Below are 15685 nucleotides of genomic sequence, written 5' to 3'. Positions count from 1 at the left end.
GGAGTTTTATCCGTGTCCTTAAGGTGTAGTCGATTCAAGCTGGACACGGAATTTTAGCCGCATGTCCTAAGAGTAGTCGATTCCTTACTGGGACAATGAACCTGTCCCCTTGTCCCGCTTATTAATGGGGCATATTCCCCGGCTGCTGGGGTACGGTTGTATAGCTCTGCAGCATCTGGGCCATATCCTGATCGTTCAGCTGCGGCACCTGATAGTAGCCGTGTTTGTTCTGATATAGAAAAATCTCATAGCTCATTTCAATGAAGTTCGGAACGCTGTCGGCAACGACGCGGCGAAGGACCGGATTGGTCATCTCAAGAGCCGTCATCGCAAGCAGGGTAGCAAGCGATTTGGTCTGTCCGAGCATATAGGCAGACAGTCCTTTATCGGACAGTTCATTCACCGACTGGTTCGGTTTCTTTGGCTGCCCCGGCTTTATTCCGTAAACTGTGTCATTGTTCTGGGTCATTTTATACTGCTGGGTGGGAACCTGCGGATCGCGCCCGGTTGAAAAACTGCCAACGATCGTGTTGTACATCGTCGTCACGAAAGCGGATTGGCGTTTGACGATTTCTTTCAGTTCAGGATCCTGGATATGCTGATCATACATTTGATACTGATCGAGCATGCTGATGATCCCTGCAATCACCTCGTGGGCATCGAATAATTCGTGGCCGCCGTGGTTTTTATTCGGCTGGTTCATGGTTTGATTATTCATTCCCTGCTGGGGAGACGGATTCATATTAGTCTGGTTTTGCTGATTTTGTTGATTGAACATGATGTTTCCCTCCTGAATCGTAGTTGACATCCCCTTTAGATTTCCCGCGGTTACAAATAATCATGTATGATTTTATAAAAAACAGACAAGGGCCTACTACAAGGCGGCCCGTCCGAATATACTAGGAAGAAGTTTTGTCAGAGGTGGGTTGGGAGATGAGCGTATTTATAAGTTATATCGTACTGGGGTTATCGCTGTCCGCACCGATGGGACCGATCAATGCCCTGCAATTGGATAAAGGGATCCGGCTTGGATTTTGGCATGCCTGGCTGGTGGGGGTAGGCGGGATGGCTGCGGATGCAGTCTTCATGCTTCTCATCTATTTCGGGCTTGCACAGTTCGTGGACACGCCTATTGTTCAACTGTTTTTATGGCTGTTCGGATTCTTTGTATTCGTCTATACAGGGATTGAAAGTGTCGTAAAAGCGGGTGCCCCTGCCCGTGATTCTCAGCAAAATGGAAGAGAGACAAAAGCGAGGTCGTTCCGGACGGGATTTTTCATGGCCATTTCCAATCCACTGAGCATCCTGTTCTGGCTCGGTATTTACGGTTCGATCCTGGCAGAGACCACCGAGACCTATCATGGCGGGCAGATCCTGATTTACAGCATGGGGATCTTCCTCGGCATCACCATCTGGGATTTCGCGATGGCTTCAGTCGCCGCCGGAACCGGGAAGTGGTTCAGCGGGAGGATCATCAGATGGATCTCGATCATTTCCGGTCTCGTGCTCATCGGGTTCGGGATTTATTTCGGTGTGAAGGCAGCGGGAATTTTGCTGTCATAGACAGACACCCAGAACATTGCCTCCTAATAGGATAGTGTGTAGTCCGATAGGAGGTATTCGCCCATGTTACGTTCAAAAAGCTGGATTGACCGTCATTTCAATGACCTGCCCTCTTGGGAGAAGTCAGCTTATACCCAGTTTGCACAAATGATGCGTGGTGAACAGCATCCATATCCCTGCGTGCCCGGTATACAGGGATTTCATAAAGATATGCTCCGCTTTGGATTTGCCGATGATCCGAGGACGGGTCAATCAATTGAACAGCTCGCTTCCCTGCTGAAGGAGTACGGTGAAATCTCCCGTGATACCGGGAACAATGCTTCACTGGTCGTCTTCTTTCAATCAGAAGAGCTGCAATTTGCAGACATCGATGATTATCAGGACCTGTTCTGGTCCGTATTGAATAAACTTCATGAACAGGATGAAACCCCTTGGCCGGAAGGAATCGCGGAAGACCCCCATCATCACAGCTGGGAGTTTTGTTTTGACGGGGAGCCTTACTTCGCTTTCTGTGCCACCCCTGCCCACATTAGCCGGAAAAGCCGGCATTTTCCCTGTTTTATGATTGCCTTTCAGCCGCGCTGGGTATTTGACGAGATCAATTCATCCACCGCATTCGGGCAGAAACTGAAAAAAGTCATCCGGAAGCGTCTCGTGGAATACGATGGAATCGATGCTCATCCGAGTCTTAAATGGTACGGCCAGGAGGATAACCACGAGTGGCAGCAGTATTTCCTCCGTGACGACGATTCGTCCCTGTCCAAGTGTCCATTTATGAATAGCCAGAAGAGGATCAAGAGTTGAGGCGCGGTGCTTTGGCTCTTTTTTGTGCTGAGAGTTAATCTTTTCTGTACGGTGCGGGGTATTGAGAGGGTAGTGGGGCTGTGCACTTGTCGAATAATCTTTAATTCGCCCATATATTGTGAATTCCGCCCATATATCGCGGATTTCGCCCATAAAACAGGAGTTCCGCTCATATCTTAGGCGAGATACCCCTCATAAAACAGAGATACAACATAATCAATGCAGGATACACCCCTCATAAAACAAAGATCCCACATAATCCAGGCAGGATATCTCTCATAAAACAGAAATTCCGGACTTAATCCAGCCTGGATCGCCATTACGCCGCGATCTCCCAACACTGGAATGTTTTCAGACCAGAAAGGAAAAAGTAAAAGAGGAAAACAGAAGGAGGCCAGAGGATGCATAAGATTCAACCGAACTGCTGGAACGAGCATGATGAACTGAAGACGGTCGTGGTTTGTTCCCCGACTGTATTGGACGTCCCTGACCAGCGCACCGCCGATTATGTCGGCTGGGAAAAGCCCGTTCACCATGAAAAGGCGAAGGAAAACCATGAGAATTTGATAAAAGCTATTGAAAATGAGGGTGCACAGGTCATCGACTACTCCCATTACTTAAAAGGCGGGGATGCCGAATTGAATCCACACCTGCTCAACAGGGTGTTTGTGCGGGACCTTGCCTGCGTATACGGGAACACGGTGATCCCGGGGGATGCAGGAGCATCGATGCGTTCACCGGAATATATACATGCTCACGGACTATTTAAGGAATGGTTTGACAAAGAGGTTTTCAATATTAAAGCCAATAACGGGATGAAAGCACTAGAAAACGGAGACGTATTCGTGCTTGATAAGGACGCTGTATTCATCAACACCGGCCTCAGGACAAGCATTGAAAGCCTTGAAGCAATCCAAAAAAGGATTTTTGCCGCGGGATTTTCAGAGATCGGCATCATCGATCTGCCCAGGACAGGGGAGACGATGCATCTGGACATGAACTGCAATGTCGCAGGCCCTGACCTCCTTGTCGCGAAAAGCTATATGCGTTTATTCCCTGTGCAGGTCGTCACTGAAAAAGACTCCTCCTACACCATGACAGGCGACTTCCTTAAGCGGCACGGGTTTGAAGTGCTGTGGACGGACAAGGTGAAGCACACCGTCGCAGATATCAATTTCCTGAACCTGAATCCGGAAACGCTTCTGGTCAGTACAAAAATCAACAAAAGCATCCTTCAAGATCATCCTAAATTGAAGAATAAAAAGGTCATCGAGGTCGATGTGAATGAACTGGAGAAAGGCGGTGGAGGCATCCGCTGCATGACGCTACCTTTGGAACGGAGATAAGGATTGTTTGGGTGTCAACGCTGCCGGGGTGGCGCCCGGCTGACAACACATAAATGGACATGCCGGGGGCAGGTCCATTTTTTATACGCACATCATGGAAGAAATCAAATAGGTGCAGTCTGCTTTTGCCTGATCATATTATAAAGGGCAGTTAAGTCCTTTTCCGACAGGATTTTCGGCACCGGATAAAACGGATTCGCTTCACTCAGGGCCCGCTTGACCATCAGCGGGATATCGCTTTCGGAAATGCCGTCCACCTTGTCAGGGATTTTCATATCTGTATTGAGCTTCTTTATCGCAGCAATAAAGGCAGCCGCTTTCTCACCCGCCGGATCCGTTGGCGACCCGATCCCGGCTGCATCGCCCAATTCCGCAAGCGGCTGATGAACCGACTCTCCGTAGTACTCGAGTACATATGGGAGGATGACGGCATTCGCGAGCCCGTGCGGAACCGAATAGAATCCGCCGAGGGTATGGGCGATCGCATGGACGTACCCCACATATGCGCGGGTGAACGCAACTCCCGCAAGATACGATGCTTTCTGCATATTGGTACGGGCTGCAATGTTTTCCCCGTTGGAATAGGCTTCGTAAAGATTGCTGAATATCAGCTTCACTGCCTGTTTGCTGCACTCCATTGTCTCCCTTGTTCTGCTCCTGCCGATATAGGCCTCGACTGCATGGGTCAATGCGTCCATTCCGGTCGTCGAAGTGATGTGAGGCGGAAGTTTTACCGTAAGCAGCGGATCGAGGACCGCGATCTGCGGAATCAGCGACAAGTCGTTGATTGCATATTTCTCATGGGTCTCCGGATTTGAAATCACTGCGGCGATCGTCGCTTCGCTTCCCGTTCCGGCAGTGGTCGGGACGGCGGCGAGGAGAGGGAGCTTCCTTCTCACTTTCAACTGTCCCTTCATCTCCGGTAGGGTCCTGTCCGGCCTCGCCACCCTGGCCCCCACCGCTTTGGCACAGTCGATCGGCGACCCGCCGCCAAATGCGATGATCCCATCACACTTATTGAAGTGATACAATTTCAAGGCGTCTTCGATATTATCGATGGTCGGGTTCGGGACGGTCTTGTCATAGACGGAGTAACGAATATTGTTGTTTTTCAACTCTTTGAGGAGACCGTCCATCAATCCGAGTGAAGAAATACCTTCATCTGTAATGACCAGTACGCTCGAAATTCCGCTTTCTTTTAAAATACCAGGCAATTCGGCGAGGCTGTTTTCCCCCTCGATCAACCGGGGTTTCCGCCACGGCAGGAAATACAATGCCCCCCGGTAAGCGGTTTGGTAGGCCCTGCAATACAGTTTGTACATGACAATCCCTCTCTCTTTTTTAAAAATATGGCATGACGGAAGGCCTGTCTAAGGATGTCTCTGTTAATATGTATATGCGTTTCACCGTGTTTATAAGTTGCTTACAAATTTTTCTGCTAATTATCTATGATTCTATCAAGCAATCATGAGGGTGACCAGCGAAACTTTGTATAATCCTGAAAGGTTGTTATAATGGTATTTCATTGCTAAACGAAAAAGGAGATGAAACCTTTGAAATATATACGTTCCCAAATGAAGCGATTGATGAAGGATGAAAAAGCACTGCAGGACCGCCTTAAGAATTTGATGGATGAGCAGGGCTTGGAGAGAAGTTTTGCCATGAAGGCCCTGTATCACTCCGAAGTGGCTGACGGCGGAAAGTATCAGGCAAAGTACCAGGCGCTGGATGAGCAGGGGAAGTAAATCAGCCCGGTTTTTAAAATTAAAGACCTGTATAGAGCGGTTCTATGCAGGTCTTTTTATCGTGGTTAAGGGGTTAAGTGCAGAATCATCCGGGTAAACAAGCTGAAAACGTGCAAAAGGATGATACGATGCCATTCGATTATTCACTGGACTTCGACTCAACCGACTTCCGGGAGCATCCCGAACTTTACCGGGTCGGAAGGGGAGAGCAGGGTGTCCTTCTCGTTGAACCTTATAAAAGTGAAATCCTCCCCCATTGGCGGTTCAAGACACCCGATATCGCGAAGGAATCCTCGGAGAAAATTTATGAGATGTTCCTCGATTACAAAAAGCAGGACGATTTTGTCGGAATGGACATGGCCCGGAAATTCCTGCAGATGGGCTACACCAGATCCCGCCGCTACGCCAACTACAAAGGCGGCAAAAAGTATGATGAAGACGGCGATGTGAAGGAAAGACAGATCGATTCCGAAAAAGCAGAATCGGCCGCCATCTTTGAAGAAAAATGGAAGCTTGCAAGGGAAGATGAAGACTATCTTTCCAGGAAGCAGGAACACCAGAAGCAATATGGATGAAAAAAGGCCCGGCCCTGAACTGCGTGAGAGCAGCGAGGGACGGGCCTTTACTGTTATCTTCTTCTCCGGCTGTCAATGAGGTGCATGACACCTTTGAAAATCAGTACGATAGAGAATAATAAAACTGCAAGAACCCCGATCACATCGACAATCGGATTGATCGGCGCAAGGAAGCCGGTCAGCGGCACCCTCAAGAGGGCAAAGCCTGACAGAATGCCGAAGAGGTATAACCAGATTGGACTATCCATTTTGATTCACACTCCTTTCTACTGATTAATTTATTCCGGATTGTTAAAAGCGTTTATGAAATGGGTAAAGTGCCCGGAATGACCAGGGACTGAGTAATTACTAACTTTTTTGGGAAAACAGTGGAGAAACATCTGAAACTTATAGAATATCGTCAAAATCTCATTGAATAATTAATCCCTCAAGTCCAGCAATATTTTTACGAGCATGCTTCTTATATCGAAGTGTGAATGAGCTCTCTTTTACAAAACTTTTACCGGCATTAATCTTACATAACAGAACGGCCCAACCCTTTTTTGAAATATTTATTTCATGTTAAGTTATAAGAAGAAATAAATATTTAATATCGGAGGTCTTACTTTTGCATCAAAATAAGCTCAATCCATTGTCCCGTCACACAAAGAATTCAGCGGCATTATTTGAAAAGGCAAAAAAGGTCATCCCGGGAGGAGTCACGGCGAATATCAAATATATGGCACCTCACCCGATCATGATGGAAAAAGGGCACGGCAGCAGGCTGATCGATGTTGACGCAAATGAGTACATTGATTATCTGCTCTGTTATGGAGCCCTGATCCTTGGCCATGGTCATCCGCGGGTATATGAAGCAGCGATGAATCAAATGAAGGAAGCGGGAACGACCATTTTCGGCACCCCGCACAGACTTGAGACCGTCCTTGCTGAAAAATTGATTTCTCTATTTCCAGGTATTGAAATGGTACGATATACGAATTCAGGTCTTGAAGCCACTTTACTTGCGATCCGGACAGCGGCGGCTTATACAGGCAAACCAAAAATCGCGAAGTTTGAAGGTCATTATCACGGCGGGTATGATCAGGTGCTCCTCAGCGTGAATCCTGAAATCGACATGGCCGGCGATGAAACTGAACCGGATGTGGTGCCTGAGTCACCTGGCATTCCTGATTACTATCGTAAAAATACGGTCATACTTCCTTTTAATGATATTGATGCGACAGAAACAATCCTGCGGAACAGAGCGCATGAGATTTCTGCCATCATCATGGAGCCGGTTCAAGGCGGATTCATTCCTGCTGATGAGATTTTCATGACAAAGCTAAGGGAGATAACGGAAGAACTTGGGATCCTCCTGATATTTGATGAAGTGAAAACAGGGTTCCGGCTTACCGTAGGAGGAGCGCAGAACCTATATCATATCAAACCGGACCTCACCGCTCTCGGTAAGGTGCTTGGCGGCGGATTTCCCGTAGGGGCGGTCGGCGGAAAAAAAGAAGTCATGGAAATCAGCGCGCCGGATGGGGGAAGGGACATTCTTACGGCCGGTGCTGAAAACGGCAGCAAAAAAGATCCATTATTTCACAGCGGAACCTACAACGGCCATCCGACAGTACTGGCATCAGGACTTGCGACGATTGAGGTTCTCGAAGAGGAGGGAACGATGGAGGCACTTCTCGCTGACACAGCATTACTGAGGTCTGGGCTTGAAGATATCTATAAATGCCATGACATCCCGATGCAGACTGTGGGGAAAGGGAGCATCTTCAACATCATCCTGGCGGAAGGAAGCATCAGGAACTATCGGGATATGGCTAAAGCCAACAGTACCTTAAGAAGCAAAATCGACTATGAGCTATTGAAACTTGGAATCTACACAAAACCACTCAACCGTTATTCCATGTCTGCCGTCCACAGCCGGGAAGATATAGAAAGGACACTCGATGCACACGATAAAGCCATCAAAATAATCAGGAAATGAGTCAAAAAGAGGTGAAATATGAACATTGATGTCTACAAAGTCATTTCCGGAAAAATGCCGGAAATGAGTAAGGCGCAGGAGAAAATTGCCCGATATATACTCGAAAATCCCAATCAAATCCCATTTTTAACAGTCGGGAAGCTGGCGAAGCTAGTCAACGTAAGCGATGCTACAGTCGTTCGTTTTGCCGCGTTTTTGGGCTTTACGGGTTATCCCGAGTTTCAGCGCCACATCCAGTCTTCGGTTCAGCAGCAATTAACTGCGACTGAGAGACTGAAGCTGTCAAAAGAGGTATACGGGCATGAAGATCAAGGCATTTCCCAAATCATCGGAGGAGACATTGAAAACATCCAGCACACATTTAAGAACCTGGATGTTGAAAATTTCCGCAAAATGGTAGAGTACTTGTTGAAGGCAAGGAGAGTCTATATTGTGGCTAACAGGAGTGCAGAAGCCCTGGGGGTTTTCCTTCATTACTACCTGACTATGATTCTTGATGATGTCAAGATGCTCGATTCAATCGAGAAAAATGCAGACCGTCTTCACGATCTTGGTGAGGAGGATTTAGTCCTGGGTATCAGCTTCTCAAGATATACAAAAAGTACAGTCGACATACTCCGTTTTGCAAAAGAAAAAAAAGCAAAAACAGCTGCACTTACCGACAATCTGTTATCACCGCTCATTCAGCATGCGGATGTATCATTAACGGCAGAAAGCAAAATGCCTGCCTTCATCGACAGCTTCACCGCACCGCTCAGTGTCATCAACGCACTCGTCATCTATGCCGCAAAACAAAAGCAGGACGGTTTCGAAAAGCGGCTCGATGAACTCGAAGAAGTGTGGGAGAGGTTCGATGTATTCTATTAAATGAAAGGGCCCGTCCTTCACTGCTTTAATGCAGTGAGGGACGGGCCTTACACAATTATTCCACAGCATCCCGCTGTCTCTTCTTACCTCTAAATCGGTCAAATACCAGATAAAGTGCCGGTACGATCAAGAGCGTCAGGATCACCGAGAAGGCGATTCCGGAAATGATGGTGACCGCGAGCGGTGTGAAGAGGGCGTCTCCGCTGACGGCAACCGGGATCAGGGCGACGATGGATGTCAGGGCCGTCAGAACGATCGGACGCAGTCTTGCGCGTCCTGCTTCGATTACGGCTTTCTTCACGTCCATGCCATCGCGCAGTCGCTGCTCGGTGAATTCGATGAGTACGATCGAGTTCCGGACGACGATCCCGGTCAGCGACACCATTCCCATGACGGCAAGGAAAGAGATCGGTGTCTGGGTGACGAACAATCCAAGGATGGCTCCCGCAATCGCCAGATAAACGGCAACCAATACCAGGAATGGCATTGACAATGAATTGAATTGCAGGGCAATCAACAGGTAGACAAGGAAAATCACAATCGTGAACAGGATGGTGATTTCCGAGAAGAAGCTGTCCTGCGCTTCATTTTCACCGCCGAGTGTCAAGCTGTATTCAGAACCTACGTCTTTCCCGGCGTCATCCACGATCTCCTGGACTTTTTCTTCATAACCTTCCTCATTTTCAGGGAATGCGCGAATTGTGATCGCACGTTCACCGTCGACGTGAGGAATCTGCTGGATTTCTTCTTTCTTTTGAACATTCACCAGTTCATCAAGACCTACCAGTTTCGGCGGTCCGGCAGGGTTCTGCCCGCCGGCAGCCGGTAATTCGAGGGAAGAAAGATCGATTTCCCCGTCATTTCCGCCGAGTACAAGGTTCATATCGCGTTTCGTGACGCCGTTGTCAAAGGCTTTCAGAGGGATCCCCTCTGTTGCCAGGCGTATTTGCTGACTGATCTGGTTAACGGTGATGCCGTTTTCCTCGAGCGCTTCACGGTCAGGTACATATTCCTGGACAGGGGAGAGTTCTCCTACATTGTCGACGACCAGATTGGTCTCGAGCTTTCCGATATCATCCTTGATCGAATCCCTCAGTTCAAGCAGTTTCTCCATTTCAGGTCCAGATAAGGTTACCGTTACAGGCGCACCGGCAGGAGGACCTTGTTCGATTGTTTCCATGAAAAGGACGGCATCCGGGAACCCGGTGCGCAGCTTTTCAGTCCAATCGTCGATAAGCCCTTGGGCAGTCTGGTTTTCCCGGTCTACGCGGGCAACGATCTGACCTGTATTGTCCCCTGAGTTCTCAAGGGAACTATTGAATAGATTTGGCAGCCCGGTTCCGGCGAATACGCTTGTTTCGTAGACACCTTCATCCGATTTCAGTCTGTCTTCCATTTCTGCAAGCGTATCGGATGTTTCTTCAAGTGTCGTACCAATCGGAAGGGTGACGTCGATCGTCACTTCTTCGCGGTCGGCGGACGGGAAGAATTCAAACGGCGTAAAGGCGATCAGGCCGAATATGGCTGTCGTGAACACCAGTCCGAGTATGGCGGTCAACAAAGGTTTCTTTGAAAATCTTCTAAGGACACCGTCTGCATACCAGTCGGCCAGTTTATCAAGCGGCTTCCCGAGCAGACCGGGTGAGTCAGAAATCTTTTTCTTTGTTTTACTGTAAAGCATGTAGCGGAGCACCGGTACGAATACCAGTGCTGCCAAAGTCGAAGCCAGGATCGTTGTGATCAAGACGGTCGGAAGCGCCCTGATGAATGCACCGTTCCCTCCTGATAAAAAGACGAGCGGCAGGAAAGTGAACACGATCGCGAGGGAGGAGGTGACAATCGACACCCACATTTCCTTCACGCCGTTCACAGCACCCCTCAGCGCAGAATCCCCGAGTTTGTAGCGGCGCTGGATATTATCATTCATGACGATCGAGTCATCCACAAGGATACCGAGTGCGATGATGGCCCCGATCACTGATATTTGGTTCAGGTCCACTCCTGCATATGGAAGTGGGATCAACCCTGCGAGCACCGAAATCGGAATCGCCAGTGCGACGACGAAGACCCCGGATCCGGTCAGACCCACCGCGGTCGTGACGATGACTGCAAGGACGGATATTGCAAGCGAGGTGAACAATCCTTTAAAAATATCAGTCACCAGGCTTGCCTGTGAATAATATGGAACGAGTTCTACGTCCCCCGGAAGATTATCCGAAAGTTCTTCGACCTTGCTGCTCACCCGGTCATCGACGGATGGGATATCTTCGCCCTGTTGTACAAAAGCAGTGAAGGATACGGCAGGTTTTCCTTCAAATGTAATGATATCCTCAGCCTCTTTTGGTGAAATCTTCACGTCTGCGATATCCCCGAGCAGGACGGATTCACCACCCGGATTCTTTCCGACGAAGACTTTTTCCATTTCTTCAAGCGTCTTATAATGATCGACCTTCAACTGAACGACTTCATCATTGATTTCTTCTTTCCCCAGTGGTGCAGGGTAGTACTCATCATTAATGGCGGTCATGACATCGGACACGTTAAGACCGGATTCCTTTAAATCCTCGAGCTTCAATTCAATGAGGATTTGTTCCTCGGGCAGTCCCTTGACAGCCACCCCTGAAACCCCGGATAATTCCTCGACCTCCGTTTTCCAGCGGTCGATCTCTTCCTTGATGTCTTGAAGGCTTTCACGGCTGTCGCTCGTGAGCTGATAGGAGACGATCGGCATCTTCACTGTGGATTCATTGATCTCCGGATCGAATACCTCTTCGGGAAACGATGTGGAGGCATCGGAAACCGCCTGCCGCACATCGCTGAACACTTCTTTTTTGTCTTTGCCATCTTCGACCTCTACAATGATAGTAGAGAATCCGGCAGCAGAAGACGAATTGAGTTCCTTGATCCCGTCGATCGACTGCAGCGAATTTTCAATCGGATTCGTGACGGTACGCTCGACCGTATCAACGGTTGCCCCCGGATATACCGTGGAAACCGTCCCGATATTCACTTCAGTCTCGGGAATTTCCCTTTGGGGGAGCTGGAAAAAAGTAAAAATCCCGATAATGGCAAAGAGCAGTACAAAAATCAATGTGATTTTCGATCGCTTCAAGATTGCTCGAATCATCAATCATTCCTCCTGTTCACTTGGTTTGACTCGTGGGTCAAAATGGTTTTGGCTATTGCTTTTGATGTATTGATATATCAAGTTTAATGAAAATTGACTCATAAGTCATTTTTTCACGGTCGTAAATTTTAGTCAAGGAATAATGTGCTAACCCGGGGAGGAGTGATGAGGGCATCGAAACTATGGTAAAATGGTTTAAAAATCAAATGAATCGGACTTTATATAGAAGACAGGTGATATCTATTGAACAAACGTAAAGCAATACTGGAAACAGCTGTCGATCTGTTTGCAGAACACGGATACAACCGGACCTCGATGCAGCAGATAGCTGACAGCATCGGGATATCCAAAGGTTCTCTTTACTCTTTTTTCCAATCAAAGGAAGATTTAATCATATCCATCTATGAACATTATCAGCAGCTCGTCTTCGAGCGGGCGTTTGTGGTCGGCCTTGACAGCAATATGGCACCAGAGGACCGCCTGGCTAAACAATTCCAGGTCCAGTTTGAAGGAATCCTTGAGTACAAATCGTATATGAAGATGCATATGAGGGGAGAAACCGCCAAGGACAGCGAAAAGCTCGCCGAGATGGAGCACAGGATGCGCGGGAGATTATTCAGCTGGCTGCAGCACAATCTCCACCGGTTATACGGGGATAGGATCGACCCCTATAAATGGGATCTGATGTGGATGACACAGTCCATTTATTCTTCTTATATGATGCTTCTGATTTCAACCGACAGCGATCTTGAACCGGCCGATCTCGGGAAGCATATTGTGAGACAGATCATGATCCTTGCAGACGACTTCTTTGAAGGGAAGAGCGCACCACTCCTCGATGATGAAATGATGAAGCCGTTTTCAGTTGATATGGACCGGGAAGGGGCCTTCATTTCTTTTGAAAAAAGGGAGGAAGCGTGGACGAATCTGTATGAGAAGATTCATTCACTCGGGAGTGATGAAGCAGGGGAGTATGTGAAATTTGCCGACAGGATTTCAGAAGAGTGCCGGAAATCCAAACCGGATGAATTGATCCTAAAAGGGATGTTCAGGCTGCTCCGTGATGTGGAAGACTTAAAAGAAGAAGTGACGGAATTGGAAAAACAGCTGCTGCCTTAAGCGAAATCCGGGCAGCAGCTGTTTTATTATTCTGGCTTTAGTTTCGTCAATACATTGTATCCAAACAATAACACGGCAAGCGTCGTCAGCACTCCCCCGGCTGCGATCACCGGGATGATGGCTTCATTGCCGGATGAAATGAGGATGAGCAGTCCGGCCATCATAAGCGGGAGACCGATATTGTGGAGCCAAAAATGAGCTTTTGCAAGCTTTGTCTGAGACACAGCCGGGAATAAATGATAGATGATACCTGCCAAAGTAAGAGCTGTCCAGCCCAGAAGATTGATATGAGCGTGAACCGGTGTGAAACTGTAATCATGCGTCATCGACATATACAATCCGAATAACACGCCGATCATAAAATAAACAACCGAAATCTTGATCAATCTGATACCCATTGTTATCCCTCCATTTCTAGAAAAAATATATGAATCAAATGGATTGGATAGAACAATATTAATAGTGCTTAAGTCACGACTGAAGATGAAAAACAGAAGTAAGGTTGCACCAATTAAATTTACTGTGTGCAACTTTTTTGACTTTAAGAGAGATAAATGGGGATGGATAAAAAGGTTTCTATAGACCCACTCGCATGCCGCTTGATAAAATGTTCAGGCAGTTGTTTGGAGGTTGGAATCATTGGATGATAAACGATATTCAGATTTAAAATTGGGTGAACGGGGTGCGATCATCAGCATCATCGCATATATTCTCTTATCCATATTAAAACTGGTGATTGGCAATGTGAGCGGGTCGGAGGCATTGAAAGCGGATGGCTTGAACAATACGACGGATATTCTGGCTTCGGTTGCCGTATTGATCGGGCTCAGGTTGTCGCAGAAACCTGCTGATGATGATCATCTATACGGGCATTGGAAGTCTGAAATGGTCGCTTCGATGGTGGCTTCTTTCATCATGGCAGTCGTCGGGATCGAAGTGCTGAGCGGGGCAGTCGTTACCCTGTTCGAGGGGCAGTCGCACCCGCCGGACATGATTGCCGCATGGACGGGGATTTTTTCAGCATTGGTGATGTATTTCGTCTACCGTTATAATAAAACACTTGCGTTGAAAATAAAGAGTCAATCGGTCATGGCCGCAGCCAAAGACAATCTTTCCGATTCGTGGGTAAGTATCGGTACGGTGGTCGGGATCATCGGTTCACAGTTCAACCTGGCCTGGCTCGATCCCCTTACGGCTTTAATCGTAGGGATCTTGATCATCAAGACGGCCTGGGGCATTTTTCGTGAAGCTTCCCATCAATTGACGGATGGATTTGATCAGGATCTGATACAAGAGTACATAGAAACGATCGACGATATTTCAGGTGTCGAGGGGATCAAAGATATCAAGGCAAGAACGTACGGAAACAATATTGTCGTGGACATCGTCATTACGGTGGATCCGGAATTGAACATCAATGAAGCCCATGACATCTCCACTAAAGTGGAGAAACAGCTGGAGAGAGAGTACGAAATTTATGATGTCCACGTCCATGTTGAACCGGAGTGACTTCATATTTGAACGCAAAGAGGGACGGGCCAATAAATTCTGCCCGTCCCTCTTTTGATATTAATAGACTTTATCACCATTGAAGATGGAATTCTTCACGACCACATAATCGACGTGGCGGATGCTGTCAAGATTAGTTCCCCCTGCATAGGAGATAGAAGACTGAAGATCCTGCTCCATTTCAGTCAGGGTATCCTGGAGTGCTCCTTTGTGTTCCACGAACATTTTCTTTCCTTCGACGTTCTTCTTTTCACCTTTTTGAAATTCGGACGCAGAACCGAAATATTCTTTGAAAAGCTTGCCGTCTTTCTCGAACGTTTCACCCGGGGATTCTTCGTGACCGGCGAACAAGGAACCGATCATGACCATGGACGCACCGAAGCGGATCGATTTCGCTACATCACCGTGCGTGCGGATCCCTCCGTCAGCGATGATCGGCTTTGTGGCGGCTTTTGCACACCAGCGGAGGGCCGCCAGCTGCCAGCCTCCCGTACCGAATCCCGTTTTGATTTTCGTGATGCATACTTTACCAGGTCCGATGCCGACTTTCGTAGCGTCAGCCCCGGCGTTTTCAAGCTCTCTTACGGCTTCCGGAGTTCCGACGTTGCCGGCGATCACAAAGCTTTCCGGAAGGTGCTTTTTGATATGCTGGATCATATTGATCACGGCATTGGAGTGGCCGTGCGCGATGTCGATTGTAATATAGTCAGGAGTAAGCTGCTCTTCTGCAAGCCCCTCCACAAATGTGTATTCTTCTTCTTTGACGCCTACGCTTATGGACGCGTATAAACCGCGTGACTTCATATCCTTGATGAAATCCCGTCTTTTTTCAGGTTCAAAGCGATGCATGATATAGAAGTAATTATTTTCTGCCAGGTAAACGGCGATCTTTTCATCGATGATGGTCTGCATATTTGCAGGAACAACAGGAAGTTTAAATGAACGGCCGCCAAGCGTAACCGATGTATCACATTCAGAACGGCTGTTTACCACACATTTTGCAGGAATTAATTGAATATCTTCGTAATCAAATACATTTTCCATGAATA

At 47.8% G+C, this 15685-nt stretch carries 15 protein-coding genes; 9 read left to right on the top strand and 6 right to left on the bottom strand.

Annotation, left to right across the window (positions count from 1 at the left end):
• Positions 1 to 121 precede the first annotated feature (121 nt).
• The gene (locus ACKA06_RS04800; protein ID WP_411159097.1) at positions 122 to 778 is read right to left on the bottom strand and encodes a spore coat protein; all 657 of its coding nucleotides are present in this window, start codon (positions 776 to 778) and stop codon (positions 122 to 124) included.
• A gap of 155 nt (positions 779 to 933) precedes the next feature.
• On the opposite strand from ACKA06_RS04800, the gene ACKA06_RS04795 reads away from it, so the two are divergent.
• The 3 genes from ACKA06_RS04795 to ACKA06_RS04785 all read left to right on the top strand — a co-directional run bounded on the left by ACKA06_RS04795 (position 934) and on the right by ACKA06_RS04785 (position 3713).
• Positions 934 to 1563, top strand: a complete 630-nt coding sequence (locus tag ACKA06_RS04795) for a LysE family transporter (protein ID WP_411159096.1) — start codon at positions 934 to 936, stop codon at positions 1561 to 1563.
• A 63-nt stretch (positions 1564 to 1626) separates the two neighbouring features.
• Complete coding sequence (locus ACKA06_RS04790; protein ID WP_411159095.1) at positions 1627 to 2367, top strand: YqcI/YcgG family protein; 741 nt, start codon at positions 1627 to 1629, stop codon at positions 2365 to 2367.
• Between the two features lie 401 nt (positions 2368 to 2768).
• The gene (locus ACKA06_RS04785; protein WP_411159094.1) at positions 2769 to 3713 is read left to right on the top strand and encodes an arginine deiminase family protein; all 945 of its coding nucleotides are present in this window, start codon (positions 2769 to 2771) and stop codon (positions 3711 to 3713) included.
• 104 nt (positions 3714 to 3817) lie between these two features.
• Here ACKA06_RS04785 and ACKA06_RS04780 read toward each other — a convergent pair whose 3' ends face one another.
• On the bottom strand, positions 3818 to 5035 hold the full coding sequence (locus ACKA06_RS04780; RefSeq protein ID WP_411159093.1) for an iron-containing alcohol dehydrogenase: 1218 nt from the start codon (positions 5033 to 5035) through the stop codon (positions 3818 to 3820).
• Between the two features lie 231 nt (positions 5036 to 5266).
• On the opposite strand from ACKA06_RS04780, the gene ACKA06_RS04775 reads away from it, so the two are divergent.
• Both ACKA06_RS04775 and ACKA06_RS04770 read left to right on the top strand, forming a co-directional pair.
• Positions 5267 to 5458 (top strand): hypothetical protein, encoded by a 192-nt coding sequence (locus tag ACKA06_RS04775; RefSeq protein WP_071620558.1) that lies wholly within the window; start codon positions 5267 to 5269, stop codon positions 5456 to 5458.
• Between the two features lie 128 nt (positions 5459 to 5586).
• On the top strand, positions 5587 to 6033 hold the full coding sequence (locus ACKA06_RS04770) for a DUF4385 domain-containing protein (protein WP_411159278.1): 447 nt from the start codon (positions 5587 to 5589) through the stop codon (positions 6031 to 6033).
• Positions 6034 to 6086: 53 nt separating this feature from the next.
• Here ACKA06_RS04770 and ACKA06_RS04765 read toward each other — a convergent pair whose 3' ends face one another.
• Positions 6087 to 6281, bottom strand: coding sequence for a hypothetical protein (locus tag ACKA06_RS04765; RefSeq protein WP_071620556.1), 195 nt, complete (start codon positions 6279 to 6281; stop codon positions 6087 to 6089).
• A 359-nt stretch (positions 6282 to 6640) separates the two neighbouring features.
• Between ACKA06_RS04765 and ACKA06_RS04760 the strand changes: the two genes are divergently transcribed.
• Together ACKA06_RS04760 and ACKA06_RS04755 are read left to right on the top strand one after the other, a co-directional pair.
• Complete coding sequence (locus ACKA06_RS04760) at positions 6641 to 8014, top strand: aspartate aminotransferase family protein (RefSeq protein WP_411159092.1); 1374 nt, start codon at positions 6641 to 6643, stop codon at positions 8012 to 8014.
• Between the two features lie 18 nt (positions 8015 to 8032).
• Entirely contained in the window at positions 8033 to 8881 is an 849-nt protein-coding gene (locus ACKA06_RS04755) for a MurR/RpiR family transcriptional regulator (RefSeq protein ID WP_071620554.1), read from the top strand.
• A 55-nt stretch (positions 8882 to 8936) separates the two neighbouring features.
• Here ACKA06_RS04755 and ACKA06_RS04750 read toward each other — a convergent pair whose 3' ends face one another.
• Positions 8937 to 12008 carry an efflux RND transporter permease subunit gene (locus tag ACKA06_RS04750; protein WP_411159091.1) on the bottom strand — a complete coding sequence of 1024 codons (3072 nt, stop codon included), beginning with the start codon at positions 12006 to 12008 and terminating at the stop codon, positions 8937 to 8939.
• A gap of 243 nt (positions 12009 to 12251) precedes the next feature.
• Between ACKA06_RS04750 and ACKA06_RS04745 the strand changes: the two genes are divergently transcribed.
• Complete coding sequence (locus tag ACKA06_RS04745) at positions 12252 to 13127, top strand: TetR/AcrR family transcriptional regulator (protein ID WP_071620552.1); 876 nt, start codon at positions 12252 to 12254, stop codon at positions 13125 to 13127.
• A gap of 26 nt (positions 13128 to 13153) precedes the next feature.
• Here the strand turns inward: ACKA06_RS04745 and ACKA06_RS04740 are convergent, their stop codons facing one another.
• A complete protein-coding gene (locus ACKA06_RS04740; RefSeq protein WP_411159090.1) occupies positions 13154 to 13525 on the bottom strand; it encodes a cbb3-type cytochrome c oxidase subunit I in 372 nt (123 codons plus the stop codon).
• A gap of 241 nt (positions 13526 to 13766) precedes the next feature.
• On the opposite strand from ACKA06_RS04740, the gene ACKA06_RS04735 reads away from it, so the two are divergent.
• Positions 13767 to 14636 carry a cation diffusion facilitator family transporter gene (locus tag ACKA06_RS04735; protein WP_411159089.1) on the top strand — a complete coding sequence of 290 codons (870 nt, stop codon included), beginning with the start codon at positions 13767 to 13769 and terminating at the stop codon, positions 14634 to 14636.
• Between the two features lie 60 nt (positions 14637 to 14696).
• Here ACKA06_RS04735 and guaC read toward each other — a convergent pair whose 3' ends face one another.
• Positions 14697 to 15680: a GMP reductase gene (gene guaC / locus ACKA06_RS04730; RefSeq protein WP_071620549.1), complete on the bottom strand. Its 984-nt coding sequence runs from the start codon at positions 15678 to 15680 to the stop codon at positions 14697 to 14699.
• Positions 15681 to 15685: the final 5 nt, after the last annotated feature.

It is taken from the genome of Rossellomorea oryzaecorticis (genome assembly GCF_045897515.1).
In the GTDB taxonomy this organism is placed as follows: domain Bacteria; phylum Bacillota; class Bacilli; order Bacillales; family Bacillaceae_B; genus Rossellomorea; species Rossellomorea enclensis.
The sequence above is the reverse complement of the archived record's forward strand: the minus strand, read 5'-3'. Positions and strand labels throughout refer to the sequence as shown.

What these genes read in the sequence shown, in the direction of transcription:
- ACKA06_RS04800 (WP_411159097.1), bottom strand. Translation starts at nt 778, where the DNA reads ATGTTCAATCAACAAAATCAGCAAAACCAGACTAATATGAATCCGTCT.
- ACKA06_RS04795 (WP_411159096.1), top strand. Translation starts at nt 934, where the DNA reads ATGAGCGTATTTATAAGTTATATCGTACTGGGGTTATCGCTGTCCGCA.
- ACKA06_RS04790 (WP_411159095.1), top strand. Translation starts at nt 1,627, where the DNA reads ATGTTACGTTCAAAAAGCTGGATTGACCGTCATTTCAATGACCTGCCC.
- ACKA06_RS04785 (WP_411159094.1), top strand. Translation starts at nt 2,769, where the DNA reads ATGCATAAGATTCAACCGAACTGCTGGAACGAGCATGATGAACTGAAG.
- ACKA06_RS04780 (WP_411159093.1), bottom strand. Translation starts at nt 5,035, where the DNA reads ATGTACAAACTGTATTGCAGGGCCTACCAAACCGCTTACCGGGGGGCA.
- ACKA06_RS04770 (WP_411159278.1), top strand. Translation starts at nt 5,587, where the DNA reads ATGCCATTCGATTATTCACTGGACTTCGACTCAACCGACTTCCGGGAG.
- ACKA06_RS04765 (WP_071620556.1), bottom strand. Translation starts at nt 6,281, where the DNA reads ATGGATAGTCCAATCTGGTTATACCTCTTCGGCATTCTGTCAGGCTTT.
- ACKA06_RS04755 (WP_071620554.1), top strand. Translation starts at nt 8,033, where the DNA reads ATGAACATTGATGTCTACAAAGTCATTTCCGGAAAAATGCCGGAAATG.
- ACKA06_RS04750 (WP_411159091.1), bottom strand. Translation starts at nt 12,008, where the DNA reads ATGATTCGAGCAATCTTGAAGCGATCGAAAATCACATTGATTTTTGTA.
- ACKA06_RS04740 (WP_411159090.1), bottom strand. Translation starts at nt 13,525, where the DNA reads ATGGGTATCAGATTGATCAAGATTTCGGTTGTTTATTTTATGATCGGC.
- guaC (WP_071620549.1), bottom strand. Translation starts at nt 15,680, where the DNA reads ATGGAAAATGTATTTGATTACGAAGATATTCAATTAATTCCTGCAAAA.